The organism is Phocaeicola salanitronis DSM 18170 (assembly GCF_000190575.1).
Taxonomy (GTDB): domain Bacteria; phylum Bacteroidota; class Bacteroidia; order Bacteroidales; family Bacteroidaceae; genus Phocaeicola; species Phocaeicola salanitronis.
In genome coordinates, this window is sequence record NC_015164.1 from 3,984,621 (window position 1) to 3,999,534 (window position 14,914).

At 42.7% G+C, this 14,914-nt stretch carries 16 protein-coding genes and 1 tRNA gene; 8 read left to right on the forward strand and 9 right to left on the reverse strand.

Translation table 11 applies throughout. From position 1 onward, the window contains the following. Positions 1-49: 49 nt before the first annotated feature. Positions 50-946, reverse strand: coding sequence for a helix-turn-helix domain-containing protein (locus tag BACSA_RS17165; RefSeq protein ID WP_013619288.1), 897 nt, complete (start codon positions 944-946; stop codon positions 50-52). 167 nt (positions 947-1,113) lie between these two features. Between BACSA_RS17165 and BACSA_RS17170 the strand changes: the two genes are divergently transcribed. Then, positions 1,114-2,523, forward strand: a complete 1,410-nt coding sequence (locus BACSA_RS17170; protein ID WP_013619289.1) for an MATE family efflux transporter — start codon at positions 1,114-1,116, stop codon at positions 2,521-2,523. Here the strand turns inward: BACSA_RS17170 and BACSA_RS17175 are convergent. The 8 genes from BACSA_RS17175 to BACSA_RS17210 all read right to left on the reverse strand — a co-directional run bounded on the left by BACSA_RS17175 (position 2,520) and on the right by BACSA_RS17210 (position 8,649). Beyond that, positions 2,520-3,668, reverse strand: coding sequence for an acyloxyacyl hydrolase (locus BACSA_RS17175; protein ID WP_245546607.1), 1,149 nt, complete (start codon positions 3,666-3,668; stop codon positions 2,520-2,522). The two genes, BACSA_RS17170 and BACSA_RS17175, sit on opposite strands and share 4 nt — an antisense overlap. 40 nt (positions 3,669-3,708) lie before the next feature. After that, the gene (locus tag BACSA_RS17180) at positions 3,709-4,659 is read right to left on the reverse strand and encodes a hypothetical protein (protein ID WP_013619291.1); all 951 of its coding nucleotides are present in this window, start codon (positions 4,657-4,659) and stop codon (positions 3,709-3,711) included. Between the two features lie 460 nt (positions 4,660-5,119). Continuing rightward, positions 5,120-5,422, reverse strand: a complete 303-nt coding sequence (locus BACSA_RS17185) for a type II toxin-antitoxin system RelE family toxin (protein ID WP_013619292.1) — start codon at positions 5,420-5,422, stop codon at positions 5,120-5,122. After that, positions 5,419-5,691: a hypothetical protein gene (locus BACSA_RS17190; RefSeq protein ID WP_013619293.1), complete on the reverse strand. Its 273-nt coding sequence runs from the start codon at positions 5,689-5,691 to the stop codon at positions 5,419-5,421. The genes BACSA_RS17185 and BACSA_RS17190 overlap by 4 nt, the downstream gene beginning before the upstream one ends. A gap of 184 nt (positions 5,692-5,875) precedes the next feature. Next, positions 5,876-5,962 (reverse strand) — tRNA-Ser (locus BACSA_RS17195). A 380-nt stretch (positions 5,963-6,342) separates the two neighbouring features. Beyond that, positions 6,343-7,080, reverse strand: coding sequence for an HNH endonuclease (locus BACSA_RS17200; RefSeq protein ID WP_013619294.1), 738 nt, complete (start codon positions 7,078-7,080; stop codon positions 6,343-6,345). Further along, the gene (locus tag BACSA_RS17205) at positions 7,077-8,402 is read right to left on the reverse strand and encodes an AAA family ATPase (RefSeq protein ID WP_013619295.1); all 1,326 of its coding nucleotides are present in this window, start codon (positions 8,400-8,402) and stop codon (positions 7,077-7,079) included. The genes BACSA_RS17200 and BACSA_RS17205 overlap by 4 nt, the downstream gene beginning before the upstream one ends. 1 nt (position 8,403) lies before the next feature. Beyond that, entirely contained in the window at positions 8,404-8,649 is a 246-nt protein-coding gene (locus BACSA_RS17210) for a helix-turn-helix transcriptional regulator (RefSeq protein ID WP_013619296.1), read from the reverse strand. A 321-nt stretch (positions 8,650-8,970) separates the two neighbouring features. Between BACSA_RS17210 and BACSA_RS17215 the strand changes: the two genes are divergently transcribed. The 7 genes from BACSA_RS17215 to BACSA_RS17240 all read left to right on the forward strand — a co-directional run bounded on the left by BACSA_RS17215 (position 8,971) and on the right by BACSA_RS17240 (position 14,794). Then, positions 8,971-9,276, forward strand: a complete 306-nt coding sequence (locus BACSA_RS17215) for a helix-turn-helix domain-containing protein (protein ID WP_013619298.1) — start codon at positions 8,971-8,973, stop codon at positions 9,274-9,276. A gap of 15 nt (positions 9,277-9,291) precedes the next feature. Continuing rightward, positions 9,292-9,669, forward strand: a complete 378-nt coding sequence (locus BACSA_RS17220) for a helix-turn-helix domain-containing protein (RefSeq protein WP_013619299.1) — start codon at positions 9,292-9,294, stop codon at positions 9,667-9,669. Further along, positions 9,666-11,708, forward strand: a complete 2,043-nt coding sequence (locus BACSA_RS17225) for a toprim domain-containing protein (protein WP_013619300.1) — start codon at positions 9,666-9,668, stop codon at positions 11,706-11,708. The genes BACSA_RS17220 and BACSA_RS17225 overlap by 4 nt, the downstream gene beginning before the upstream one ends. A 108-nt stretch (positions 11,709-11,816) precedes the next feature. Continuing rightward, a complete protein-coding gene (locus tag BACSA_RS19585; RefSeq protein ID WP_239480707.1) occupies positions 11,817-12,023 on the forward strand; it encodes a helix-turn-helix domain-containing protein in 207 nt (68 codons plus the stop codon). A gap of 12 nt (positions 12,024-12,035) precedes the next feature. Continuing rightward, positions 12,036-12,956 (forward strand): toprim domain-containing protein, encoded by a 921-nt coding sequence (locus BACSA_RS17230; protein WP_013619302.1) that lies wholly within the window; start codon positions 12,036-12,038, stop codon positions 12,954-12,956. Positions 12,957-13,122: 166 nt separating this feature from the next. Further along, a complete protein-coding gene (locus tag BACSA_RS17235; protein WP_013619303.1) occupies positions 13,123-13,884 on the forward strand; it encodes a type IV toxin-antitoxin system AbiEi family antitoxin in 762 nt (253 codons plus the stop codon). Continuing rightward, a complete protein-coding gene (locus tag BACSA_RS17240) occupies positions 13,877-14,794 on the forward strand; it encodes a nucleotidyl transferase AbiEii/AbiGii toxin family protein (protein ID WP_013619304.1) in 918 nt (305 codons plus the stop codon). Before BACSA_RS17235 ends, BACSA_RS17240 begins: the two co-directional genes overlap by 8 nt. Positions 14,795-14,914: the final 120 nt, after the last annotated feature.

The window sequence follows — 14,914 nt, forward strand, 5'->3', positions numbered from 1 at the left end:
CATAAGTGAGTCAGCCTTTTCACTTATGTTCGTTTGCGGGGGCTTTTAGTCAGTTTTGCGCAAGCCGGTATTCGTTGGGAGCGAAGCCGGTTATTTTTTTGAAGATGAAATTGAATTGCTGGACGGTAGGAAATCCCAGCCACGAAGCGACGTATGCAGCCGTCTCGCCTTTTTCCAACAACATCTTTTTAGCAAGTTCCAGACGTTTGAACTGGAAGTATTCATTGAGGGTCTTCCCGGTTTCGAACCGGAGCAGGTCATCGAAATAAGCGGCAGACAGCTTCAGGCATCCGGCGCAATATTCCGAAGTGGGGAATATTCCGTTCTTCAGGTTTCCCGAATCGATGCACTTCTGAAGCAGCTTGTCCGTTTGTTGTATCAGCGCTTTGTTCTTGTTCTCGCGTGTGATGAACTGGCGTTCGTAGAAGCGCGTGCAATAATCCAATAACAATTCGATGTAGTGCGAAATAAGTGTATGGCTGTACCGGTCAATCGGATGGTGCAGTTCTTCATCCATATCGTGCAGGCAGTCGGTGATTTTATTTTTCTCGCGCAAAGACAGGTGCAGGGATTCCTCTTTGCGGTAATGGAAAAAGGTGTATTTCCGGATGCTCTGTTCCAGCGTTGTCCCATGCAGTAAGTCCGGATGAAAGGCTAAAAGCCAGCCTTGTTGGGGCAGTACCCGGTGTTTGTCGATATCAAATGCATGTTGGGGCGGCAGGAATACCATGGTAGCGTTTGAAAAGTCGTAGTATTTGCGTCCGCAACAATTGCAGTCTTCCGTTTCGTTTTCTATCAGTAGGATGGTGTAGAAATCAAAACGGATGCTGTGTTCTTCCACGTTCGTGTTATCCAGACGGATTACGCTGGCTTGGGGATGCAAGGTCTTACATCCCAGGCAACAGTTGCATTGGTGTACCGTTTTGATGTCCAGTGTTTCTTTCATTGCTAATCTGTACTTGGCTTTTATCGTGTGGCAAAGGTAAGGCTTTGCCTGTACTTCTTCAATACCCATATTACAGAGAGATGTAGACATTTTACTTTTATCCGTAATTTGGGTAATGTTGTTAATCGATTTTGGTGTATCTTTGCACCCGGAATAAATTGCATCCTATGAATTTTGGTAAGAACGATTTGCTTGTATTAATCCGTGAAGGTCGTCCGATGACGTTGCGCCAGCAATTGCTGCTGACAGTACAGTTGAGTATTCCGGCAATGGTGGCACAGTTGTCTTCCATCGTGATGCAATACATCGATGCGGCTATGGTGGGCAGTCTAGGGGCGAACGCTTCGGCTTCCATCGGCTTGGTATCCACTACCACATGGCTGTTCAGCGGTTTGTGCAGTGCGGCTTCCACGGGTTTTGCCGTTCAGGTGGCGCATTGCATCGGAGGGGGGAAGTTTGACGAGGCCCGTCAGGTTTTGCGCCAGTCCATTGTGCTGGTATTGATGTTCAGCCTGCTTTTGGCGGGCGTAGGCATCGGCATCAGCGGTGTCTTGCCTCAGTGGCTGGGAGGTGCTGAGGCTATCAACCGGGATGCTTCGGTTTATTTTATGATTTATGCTTCTTTTTTGCCGATGATGCAATTGTGTTTCTTGGCGGGAGGCATGCTTCGTTGCAGTGGGAATATGCGTGTGCCCAGTATGCTGAATGTCCTGATGTGTTTGTTGGACGTTGTTTTCAATTTCTTTCTTATTTTCCCTTCCCGTTCCTTTTCTTTATTCGGCATGGATGTGTTTGTGCCCGGCGCCGGTTGGGGAGTTGCCGGTGCGGCTGTAGGTACGGGGTTGGCAGAGCTGGTTGTAGCCGGTCTGATGCTCTGGTATTTGGCGTTCCGTTCGAAAGAGCTGGGATTCATGCATGAGAAAGGGCATTTCCGTCCTACATCGGTTGTGTTGCGGAAAGCGGTTCACATCGGCGGTCCGATGGGGATAGAACATGCCGTGATTTGCGGGGCGCAGATTCTGACCACGGTTATAGTGGCTCCGTTGGGTGTTTTTGCCATAGCTGCCAATTCATTTGCCATTACTGCAGAGAGCCTTTGCTATATGCCCGGATACGGCATTGCCGATGCGGCTACGACATTGGTGGGGCAGAGCATGGGAGCCGGAAGAAAAGATTTGACCCGCCGTTTTGCCCGTATTACGGTAGGGATGGGGATGGCGGTCATGGGCGTCATGGGAGTCATTATGTATATAGCCGCTCCTTTGATTATCGGTACGATGACTCCCGATGCCGAGGTATTGGAGTTAGGCGTTCAGGCATTGCGTATCGAGGCCTTTGCCGAACCGATGTTTGCGGCGGCGATTGTGGCTTACGGTGTGTTCGTAGGGGCGGGGAATACGGTCATTCCTTGCCTGATGAATTTCTTCAGCATTTGGGCGGTGCGCCTGACCTTGGCTGCCTGGCTGGCTCCGTCAATGGGGCTGAACGGAGTGTGGCTTGCGATGTGCATCGAATTATGTTTCCGCGGTATCATCTTCTTGATTCGTCTGGAGCGGGGCAAGTGGATGAAAATCTAAAACCTGTACCCCAATCCCAGCATCAGGTTATTCGGATCCTTGAACTTGCTTAGCTGGTATCCCGTATGCAGGAACAGGCGGGGAGTTACGAATGTCTTCAGTGCCAATATCTGGTAAAAACCTTCCGTGTCTTCTCCTTTATAGAAAAGGTTGTGTCCGATGCCGAAGTTGATACTGAAGATAGGCATGGTCAATTCGGCGCGTACCGAAACGCCTACGGCAAATTGTTCGCGGAACGGAGGGCGGTAGAATTTTTTTTCGTTTACTGTGTAATCTGTTCCGGCAAGGTGGTTTTTCAGATTGGCGCTTTCATCGTATTGGGCATCCAAAGAAAGTCCGGCGCGGAAATACTTGTTTATCCGGTAGAGCGGATTGAAGTTTAATCCCACTACGCCGAATGTGCCGGGAATCAAGTATTTTTCATCGGGCCAGATGATGCCTCTGCGCCGGGTCGCCCCGTATACGATAAGGTCGTAACTGAAAGGAGAGCCTTCTATTGCGCTTTTTCCAATGTGGGAAGACTTCTTTTTTGACTCTTCTGCGCCGAATGTCCGCACCAGTCCGATGCGTCCTCCTGCCGTGTTTACTCCTGCATTGGGATAATTGCTGTTTCCGTTCGAGTAATGCGTAGCCTCGATTCCGGCTATAAGCGTCCATTGTGAGGCGATTTGCCAGTTCAGGTAGATGTTGGCGTTCATGTAGGCATTGATTTTCGAGCCTATCACGTTATTGTAAGGATTGGTCGTTTCATTGAATTTCTTCCAGCCGAACGATGCGCCGAAGTTCCATTCGTAATTTAAAGTCAGCCGGGGAGAGAACCGGGCTATTTGCGAGCCTTGGAATACATAGACACTGATGGGGTTCCCTAATTCTGAAGCATTGAAAAACGAAGTATACGAAATGCCGACGCCCTGATAAGCGTGTGGGTAAAGCTGTCCCCAGTGCGAGTCGGGACTGAAGCGGAAAGCGTATTTCAAATGTGCGGAAAGTACGCTTCGCATGGGTTTCCCTTGTGCGTTTTCGCCTTCAAAAAAACTTTTTGTGGGAAGTATATAACCGGGACGGATATCGAAACCGATTTGATGACGTATCGGTTTATGGGTAAGTGTGTCCGGTTCGGCATGACTGGAAAGTGTCCAGTTCATGCAAAACAGGATTATGGCGGTTCGTATGATGTGCATAACGCTATTCTTTGATGGTTTCTTGTATGATTTTATAATCAGTCTGACGGGGAGCACGGCTATAAAAAGTGCCACTGAATAACCGTTCTTTTCCAGTCTTTGGGTTGATGGCATAAAGGTTGTAAAAGACGCCTACCTTGTCATACGTGATTTGTGTATAGACGTCTTGGGTGCAATGAGGAGGAATTTCAATCCATTCCATTAGATTGGAATAGCTTAATGGAAGGTTTTGATATTCTTCCGAGTAGGTCACTTTTTGTTGGCTGAGCGTTAAAGGAGGCACTTCGTTCGGATGGTAACAAGGTATTTCTACCTGCGTGTCCGGTGCTAATATTTGCGCAGGCCATAGGCTTTCGAACCAGACCTGGTTGTATCGGTTTTGGAACACATGTATTCCCCATCGGGTAGGAACATTGGAGACATTATAAAAACTGCCGTAACCGTGTTTTTTTTCAATGGTTTCGTGTGAAAAATCTGAAAGTTGGTATTCTATTCGGCTTAACTGATAGCGGGTAGCAGGTGTAATGTGTATTTTTATGAGTTGCGTGGTAAAGCTGTTGCTTATTGTCAAGGTGAGTGAAATGGAATCCTTGTATGCGTTTTCGCATGTCTTGATGTAAAGTTTGTTGTATTGGTCTCTGGTGATTTCAACACTCAGCAGGAAATCATCATATAGACATTTGCCCAATCCTTCCCAATGAGGCTGTTCGTCTACCTTTACCGGATGTCCGATTACGTCGTATATCGTCCACGTGTAGGGCTGATAGCTTGAGAAATATCCTCCGCTGACATCCCAGTCTCCTGAAGCGAATTGTATGGTAATAGAATCTCCGTCACCATTCAGTGTATATTCGGTGGCGGCAGGGGCAAATTCTTCCACGAAGATATCGCCATTACATTGGCAGAATAGGGTGCATAAAAGGAAAGATAATGTAATAAAAATGCTAAGCCTCATGTTTATTTCGTTTTCAAATGTACCTCCAAAGGTAATTTAATCTGCTTAAATAGGCAAGTATTTCTTAATTTATTCCGTTGCAATCTATTTGTGTTTCATATAAGCTCTCAAAAGGTATGATTGCTTGCCTTTCGAATGCAATATATCTTCATCGGCAGTTTCAGTGCACTGAAACTATAGTTTCACTATATCTAAACTGCTGAAACAATATATCTTCGTTTAGGAGAAAAAGAAGCCGATAGAGCATTACCTTGAAATAGTGCGCACGGCTTCATATACAATAATGAAAAATATGCCGGGTTGGGCTTGAATTTCAGAAGATAGTCAGGAATCAATTCGAGGGCTGGAAAATCAGGAGTAGCCATAGCAGCTTCGTCTCTATGGTTGAAACGGATGGAACAGTGAGGAGCCGAGTCAGAGCGAGGAGTTCTGATGACGGCTTTTCTTTTTTCTCTTTATTTTATTCATCTATACGGCGCAGTTTTTCCTGATTCTTCTTATCATAGGCTTCTCCTCTTGGCAACAGATACTCGAACATCACCACATCATTTTCAATATGGACATGGAAAGTGAAGAACGCCCGGTAACTGCCGATGCGTATGCGATAAACGAAATCATAGCCGACCAGCTTCTTGCAATCAGTTATTTCATCAATACATCGGGCTTCTATGACTCCCTGTATGGCATTCCTGACAGAATCAAGTACTTTGCCGGATAATTTTCTGACTGCCTGAACAAATGCCTTTGAATATTCTACCTTCATTTCCTTTCAATACCCAGCCAGTTTTCAAAATCCTGTTTTTCTTTTTCCCCGACCCTTACATGCCCGTCAGGTTCATTTTTTGAAAGCCACCGGTATGCATCATTGTCATCCATACCGGCTAGCATATCCTCTACGTCTTTCGCAAGAAGTCCCTCAATGTATCTTTTTAAATTGGTGCCTTGCATGGCTGCTTTTACAGACAGATACCGGAAAATATCTTCTGGTATGTCTATTATTTTTCTTCTAGTAGCTTTAACCGTAGTATCCATAATATTCGTTTCGTTTTTCGCAAAGGTATATAAAGTATATGATATATACAACTTTCTGGTGGTGAGATTGTGATTCTAAACATTTCAAAACAACGCCACAAATCCCTCTTCCCGAACAAAAAAAATAGGAACTAAGCTTTTACGCTTAATTCCTATAACTTGTTAATCTCTAAAAGATTATCAGCGGAGAAACAGGGATTCGAACCCTGGGAACAGTTACCCGTTCACCGCATTTCGAGTGCGGCCCGATCGACCACTCCGGCATCTCTCCAAGAATGACTAAAGCGCTTCTTGAAAAATCAAAAAGCGCTTTACATTGCGGAGAGAGAGGGTAATGAACCTTTACCCTAACTCTCTGTATATTACGCTTTTGCGTTACACCGTATTGGCGTTTTGTAGCAATCTTGTAGCACAGCATTGAATGCTTCCTGAAGTCCATCTGACGACCTCTATCGTCACTTCTTTCGGGTACAAAAGTAGTTATTTTCGAACTAATCTCCAAATGTTTGAAAATAAATTTTTTAGGATTATTTCTGCTACACTTTTAGTGCATGGTGCAAGCCCCTTATATAAGGAGGCTTGCACCATGCACTAAGGGTGAATAAGGGAACCATTGGATGTTGTCTATATCGCTTTAACTAGCATTAAGAATTATACAGGATCCTCGTCATCCAGTGGATTCCGACAGATTGGTTCAAAATGGTTTTGTGCGTCAAAGCAAGAAGCTGCTGTGCCTGGAAACTCTTCTATAAGGGCTTTCCGTACCTCATCATGTCCTTTAAATACAGTAAACCATATAGACCAGCAACCATGCCCCTTGACTAAATCGACAATCGTATAAACATCAATTGATCCAGCTATATATTTTTCCAGATATATGTTTGCCAAGTTCCATTTTTCCAACCTTATCCTCCATCGATAGTCTTTCGCACTTGAATCTTTCGGTCCTTTATTTAGTCCCACAAGCTCAAGCAACGCACGGGCATTGTTCGCTGATTTTCCGCTTAAAGAAGGATTAACTTCTACCACGCCTCCTGCTTTATAGCAAAGGCTCAGAAAAGTGTTGTTGAGGTGTGGCAAGTGGCAACTTCCATACACAACGTTTTTTGTGTCTTTGTTGTCTGCTCCGTTGCAAGTTGGACAGGAAAGCAAGAAATTACTCCATGCGGTTTCAAGATGGGCATAGATATAGTTGCCATCAGCATCTTTGTATTTTTTAGGTTGGATATGTTCAACCTGCAAGTCCCGTTCATCGTCATAAGCTTTTTCGCAATAAGAACATATCGTTCCCAAGTTCATGCATAAAGGGTGCTTTGCATCTTTATAATTGGGATAATTATCATTGATGCGTGGCTCATTCTCAGGATTCCATTTCTCAACAGGCCTCATAACACATTCCTTTCTGCTCTAAGAAGTGCCACATAAGCCGGGTCGTCAGAAAACAGGCTTTCTATCTCATCCAACTCTTTCTTGACCTTTAGAGCATCTGGCGTGTCTGCCTTTTCTTCCTTCACAAGCCGGTAGTATTCTTCCGCTTTTTCTACCATTTCATTGTATTTGGCACTTCTGACAGTATCCATATTCATCTCGTTTATAACGATCTCCTCAATACTCCGTTTGTTCGGGTCATCAATACCCTTTACCCCGTCCAAAGTAATTACATTCTGGCTTTTCACACTTTGCACGATAAACGGCGAGTGAGTAGTCACAATAAACTGCATCATTGGAAATGCGGTCTGCAAATCCAAGAGGATGTGCTTTTGCCAATGAGGATGTAAATACAAGTCCACCTCGTCTATCAAGACAATTCCCGGTGTCTTTTTTACCGCGTCTACACCTAAAAAACCATTGAGTTCAATACACCGATAGGCGATTTCTGCGACGATGTTTATCATCGACTTAAAACCGTCGCTCATCATGTCATACGTGAGCCAGTAGGGTTGTGGATCTTTTGCCATCTGTATTTCGGCAGTAAACTCATTGTTTTTCCGGTCAATCTCAATTACTTTTAATGCAGGTATGGCATCAGATAACGCATTCAGAAAGGCAATGTCAGACCCTGCAAATTCACGCCCTTTATCCAGTTCCTTATCAAATCTATAAATCCAGTCAAATGCACTTTTGAAGTCCACTTTTTCATCCAACACACATTTATATGCCTTTTCTTCCCTCGAAGCACGTGCTTTTGTTTTTTCTGCCCCATTATAGTTGTTCTCAAGACGGGAAGCACCGAATGATATCATTAACGGTAATACCGATGTTGTTTTTGTTATGTCAGCATCACGTCGTTTCTGTTCCATATTAGCCACCATATCTTTCAATTCCCCAGCATTTTTACGAGAATTTTTGGGACCAAGTCTAAGCCATTTGATGTCCTTTTCTTGGCAGGAGTATTCCTTTGATGTGAAATTGTAGTTTCCATCAATGAAGCAAGCATTTACTTCAAAAACTGGTTTCGCCTGCTGTTTTTGAAAACTTTTAGTCAATTCACTGTATTTCCTTACGACATCGCTATCTTTCGTGTTTCTGGCACAGCCGGTGACGAGAGTCAACTCTTGCAAAAAAGCGCCCAATGCTATTTGCACGGCATGAAGTAACGTGGTCTTACCTGTTGTATTATTTCCTAAAACAACATTCATTCTTGAATCAAAAATGAAAGATCGTTCTGTAAAACCACGAAAGTTCCTTATTGTTATGTCCTTTATCCTCATATTATGAATTTTGTATGATGATTACTTTTTCTGCCCTTGAAGGAATATTGGAGACTAATAAATCCTTAACGTCTACTTGTAGCACTTCAGCTATTCTCATGAGCATCTCCAAAGATGGTTGGGATTTATTCGTACACCATTTACTAACTGTTGTAGGGTCTTTGCCGAGCATTACGGCCAACCATTTAGCAGTACGTTTTTTTTCCGCAAGCACTACTTTTAATCTGTTTATATCTTTATCTACCATAGGATGTTGTGGATTATTATGCAAAGGTATAAAAATATATGTAACTTTGGCATAAGATATAGTAATTTTGCTGATAAATTAGCGTTTTAGTCCATTATTATGAAAGAGGAAATTAACTACAATAAAAATTATTCATCATCTGTATGAATAAGAATCCATGCAACATCCCATTCATATTCATGCAGCTGGTTCTCACTTGTATTTATTATCTTCCTACATATATATTAAACTTGCACCTGTTGAAAGGTTTGGTGCGTACTCTGCAAATGTTTGCATATTGTGCAATACAACCAATTGCAGGTGCCACTAAATTTGTAAAATATGGACAATATCGGTGCAAAACTGAAAAGGAAACGTGAAGAAAAGAACTATTCGCAAGAGTATGTGGCTGAACAACTGGATGTTTCGCCTTCGACTGTATCCAGGGTTGAGAGCGATGCAGGCAATGTAAAACTATGCATTATAGAAAAGTATTGCAAAGTGTTGGAGATGTCCATTGCTGAATTATTTGCAGGAGATGCAAGCCCCACAGCCTACACTTATTCTGTGACTATTCAGATAGGTGTACAACGCATTGAAGAGCTACAAAAATTGGAAAAAGTTCTAGTTTCCATGCAAAAGAAATAATAAAAACTTATAAATATGGAAGTTATCACAATTGACAGTGCAGCCTTTCTGAAATTGAAAGAGCAATTGGATAGAATAGAAAGCTATATTGAGCGAACAGTGGAGTTGAACAAGGATATTGACGATGCTTTGGAAATGAGCAGCAAAGATGTAATGGAGGTCTTGCGAATATCAGAATCCACCCTGTACAGGTGGCGGAAAAACGGGTTGGTAAAGTATCACTACGCTAATTCGGGTGATGTGAGATATTACTACAAATCTCTTTTCGTCGCCATAAAATGTTACCAAGTCAAGGTTCCAGCTACGCCTAAAGAAGAAGCCTTGAAAAGGCTCATGGAGTTTAAAGACAATGTGATTCTGAACGGCTATGTCACTAAAGATAAAACGAAATGATAAGCAAAGACGAGATACTTGAGAGGACTAACCGAGGGTTGGATGTATTCAAATACTATTTAGGAATGCCCTTCAAGCCCGGAAAAAACTTTAGGAATCCCCTATATGAAGATAAAAACGCTTCGTGTAACATCTATTTTGACAAGCATTCGATGATGTTTAAGATGAAAGACTTTGGCAATGAAGGCTATTCCGGAGATTGTTTTTGGTTTGTGGCTACATTGAAAGGGATGAATCTAAAGACGGACTTTGTAAGTATAATTAATCTGATAGCAAAAGACCTTCATCTGGATGTTGTTACAGATTCAAAACAATCCCTTCATCCGATAAGGCGTAATAAAGAAGCCACGATACAAATCATTGAGGTGGACGTCCCAATATATGAAATTGTAGAGAAGACCTTCACATGTTCCGAATTGGAATATTGGCAACAATACGGCATTACTAAAGTTGTTTTGGACACTTTTCATGTATCATCGGTCAATGTATTCAAAAGCGTGAACAGGAATAACGAACCTTTCAAAATCAAAAGTTCCGAAATAGACCCAGTTTTTGCATATAAGGGATTAGGGTACGTCAAGATATACCGCCCAATGAACAAGAAATACCGTTTCCTATATGGCGGAGAAATGCCAGATACCTATTGCTTTGGCTTTGAACAATTGCCCAATAAAGGTGACATCGTTTTTATTACGGGTGGTGAGAAAGATGTAATGTCTTTGTATGCGAAGGGATTCCATGCTTTGTGCTTCAATAGTGAAACAGCTACAATACCTATACAAATCATAGAAATGTTAGAGAGAAAGTTCAGGCATATCATATTCTTGTATGATTCTGACGAAACGGGTAAAAGAGAATCTTTGCGACAATGCTCAACATTATCAGGGCATAATGTCATAAGGATCGAACTGCCTTTACCCGGAACTAAAAAGGAGAAAGACATTTCAGATTTTTTCGCATCCGGCAAAACTAAATCAGACCTCCAGGCATTAATAACGGGTGCGCTTGAAAAATATTATTCAAATACACTCATGCTAATAAAATCATGTGAAATGGATTATAACAATCCCCCGCAAAATTCAAAAACTGTAGTCTCAGTCAACAATGTTCCACTTGGTACCTATGACAATCTATTATGCGTTACGGGTGGAGAAGGTACAGGCAAAAGCAATTTTATTTCAGCGATCATTGCAGGAACCCTGATAGAGGTAGACGAATATTCTGAGATTGACACATTGGGACTTGACATCACTCCGAATTTCAAGCACAAAGCAATCCTGCATTATGACACGGAACAATCAGAATACCAGCTATATAAGAATATGACAAAAACCTTGAAAAGAAGTGGTTTGTCCCATATGCCCGACAGTTATCATTCATTCTATCTTGCCTCTCTTTCCAGAAAAGAACGGTTGAATATAATAAGGGATAGTATGGATTTGTATTACCATAGGTTCGGTGGTATCCACCTTGTGGTCATTGATGGCATAGCTGATCTGATTCGTTCTGCAAACGACGAAGCTGAGAGCGTCGCCATTGTAGACGAGCTTTATCGTTTAGCAGGCATCTACCGCACCTGTATTATCTGTGTGTTGCATTTTGTACCGAACGGGATCAAATTACGAGGGCATATCGGATCGGAACTCCAACGTAAGGCGGCTGCAATTATTTCCATAGAGAAAGATGATAATCCTGTTTATTCGGTAGTGAAGGCTATAAAAGTACGTGATGGAAGCCCACTGGATGTTCCTTTGTTGCAGTTCTCGTGGGATACGGATAAAGACATGCACATTTTTGCAGGAGAAAAACCCGTTGAAGATAAGGAGCGTCGTAAACGAAACGATTTAATCAATGTTGCCAAAGAAATATTCTACACAAGAAAATCCCTGTCATACAGTGAATTATCAGAATTGTTGTGTGAGATGTTGGATGTCAAAGAGCGTACATCAAAAAATTATATTCAATACATGAAATCTAATGGAATAATCAGCCAAAATACGTACAATAATTATATTGCAGGTAAACTCTGTAATATTTAAGAATTTGAAATTATGGGACAAAGCAAAAGTCATACAAATTCACCAAATTGTTCTTCTTGTTTCTTAAGATTATGTGCCATACAGTCACAGATAGACAGGTTAGAACGGATGCTTTCTTATTCAAAGGAAACCTTAAACTTTAAGGAAGCCTGCCTTTATACAGGGCTTTCAAGCAGTCAATTATATAAACTGTTGAATGGAAAAGAAGTTCCTCATTATAAGCCCCATGGAAAGTTGATATTCTTTAACCGAAAAGAGCTCGACAGTTGGTTGTGCAGTAACAAAAGAAGCATTGAATTAGCGATGGAAATCTAAAATTAAACAGAAATGCCTATCATAAAGCGGATGAACATTAAATTGATCCGACAAATTCCAATTGTGGATTTTTTATTGGCAATAGGGATTTATCCGGTCAAGGTAACATCATGTTACGCATGGTACTACGCACCATACCGAGAGGACGAAGATCTGTCCTTCAAAGTAAACAAGAACCGCAATATATGGTATGACTTCGCAACAGCCAAGAGCGGCGACATTATCGACCTTGCGGTATTGGTGTACCGCACCCACAACATTCCTAAAATATTAAAAATGATTGAGCAGGCTGATCCTGCTGCACCTCTCAGGATACGGACATTCGTTCCGCATCCGCAACAATCAGCTCCTGATAGGACGCAACTGAAAGCAACCGTATTCCAAAACCTGCGGTTGGAATTGTTGGAATCCTTACCATTGCTTTCCTACCTTTCCAAACGAGGAATAGATATGGAAATAGCCAGTCAAGAATGTTGGGAAGCGCATTACACCTGCCATGGAAATAGTTACTATGCCATTGCATTCCCCAACGAGGCGGGTGGCTATGAGATACGCAATCCCTATTATAAGGGGTGCATTGCTCCGAAAGCGGTGTCATTCATTTCCCAAGGACAAACAGACTGCGTATGCCTGTTCGAAGGGTTCATGGACTATTTGTCCTTTCTGACCTTGCGGAAACGGGAACGGTTGTCCGTACCCTGTTATGGCGCAGACCTGTTGGTGTTGAACTTGGCAAACAACTTGCCCAAGGCATTGTCACGGCTGAAAGCCTACAAGCACATCTATTGCTATCTCGACAATGACGATGCCGGACGGCGTGTGGTGGACATGCTACGGGAAATCAAAGGCGATGCCGTGCATGACATGATGGAAACCTACCCGCTCTACAAAGACCTCAATGACATCCTTGTTGGTAAGAAAAAGATGCCGTAATAATACGGATTTGCTTATTACAGAGTCTGCAATTCCTTATTTATACGAATTTGAATGAAAATATTTCGCAAGAATCACAAAGAATTGCCTTGGAATATTTGGCAGTTCGGGATGGATGCAGTATTTTTGCATGGTAAATATCGTCAAATTCATAATAAAGGCGAATATGGCAACAAAAATACAGCAAATATTGGAATCGCATCCAAATAGTTCATTGTTTTTCGGGAATTGGCTCACGAAACAGGGACTTAACTCCAAGGAGCAACATTCGTACATGAAGAGGGGTTGGCTCACTCGTATATCCAAAGGCGTTTATGCTTTGAAAGGCAAATCGCCCACATTGCTGCAAACGGTGGCGGCTTACAATTCGCAACTTGGTAAACAGTGCATCGTGGGCGCTTATACCGCTTTGGAATTAAGGGGGTATTCACATTATCTTTCCCTCGGCAAGCCTAAAGCCTACCTGTTTACCGACAAGGAAAACAAACTGCCCTTATGGATTGTTCAAGGGAAATGGGACATGGCTGTCAAGTACATGACAACCTCTTTCCTTGGAACAGACTTGAAGGCAGTCGAACCAATGGTTGTTGAAAGTAACAGTTTGCTCGTTTCTTCCCCTGAAAGGGCATTCTTGGAATGTCTTCATCTGCCAGATGCAGCTTCCTCCTTGCTGGATATGTATTACATCATGGAGAGTCTGACCACGCTTCGCCCAAAACTGGTGCAATCGTTGCTTGAATCATGCACTTCGCAAAAGGTAAAACGACTGTTTGTCTATATGGCAGAAAAAGCGGCCCACCCTTGGTTCAAGGCTCTAAAACTTGATTCTGTAACATTTGGCACGTCACGATATATGATAGTGCCCACTGGAAAATACATCGCTAAATATAATATGACCATACCCAAAGAACTTGCTGAATATGAATAGAAACAACGCCAATACACAGATATACGCTCAGAAAGTGGAACTTCTGTTGCGACTGATGCCAATTGTAATGGAAGAGGGCGTATTTGCCGTGCATGGTGGCACTGCCATCAACCTATTTCTTAAGAACTTACCTCGCTATTCGGTTGATATAGACCTGACATATACTCCATTAGCAGACAGAAACCAAAGTTTGGAAGACATCAACCTGCACTTGAAATCCATCAAAGAGAAAGCTGAAAAGGCTTTCAAAGGGATGCATATCGTGCCTAAGTACGACATCTGCAAACTACTTTGTGAATACCGGGGCAAACAAGTCAAGGTGGAGGTGAACCAGACCAAGAGAGGTCTTGTCGGTGGTGAGGCATTAACCATGCCACTGAGCGACAAGGCACAAGAGGAGTTCGGACTCTATTGTGAGGCTGACATAGTTCCACTGACACAGCTATACGGCGGGAAGATTGCGGCGGCTCTTTCCCGGCAACATCCCCGTGACCTGTTTGATGTGAAATATATGGATTTGCCGATGGCAGATTGCAGGGAAGGACTTATCTTTAACTTGCTTGGCAGCGACCGTCCTATCCATGAATCGTTTTCCCCGCGGCTTATAGACCAACGTGAGGCAATGGTAAACCAATTTGATGGCATGACGGACATTCCTTTCACATACGAGGAATTTGAGGGAACAAGGACTAAACTGATAACCGAAGTCAACCGGTTGATTACTGATGATGACAAGAGATTTTTGGTCAGTTTCGAACTTGGCGAACCGAAATGGAATGGGTATGAGTTTGAATACTTCAAAGATTACCCGTCTGTTAAATGGAAACTTGTTAATCTTGCTAAGTTGGCAAAACAGAATCCCCAAAAATTGAAAGACGAAGCGGCAAAGCTTGAAGCCTTCTTGTTGTAGAGTAGTTTATCAGCAAGCTGCTTATAACAGGTTAGACAAATAATAAAAGGTATAAGCAAGCTTTGGCTTGCCAATTATCGCAAGGAAGGACAACCGCCCTATCACATCGGGGAACGGCTG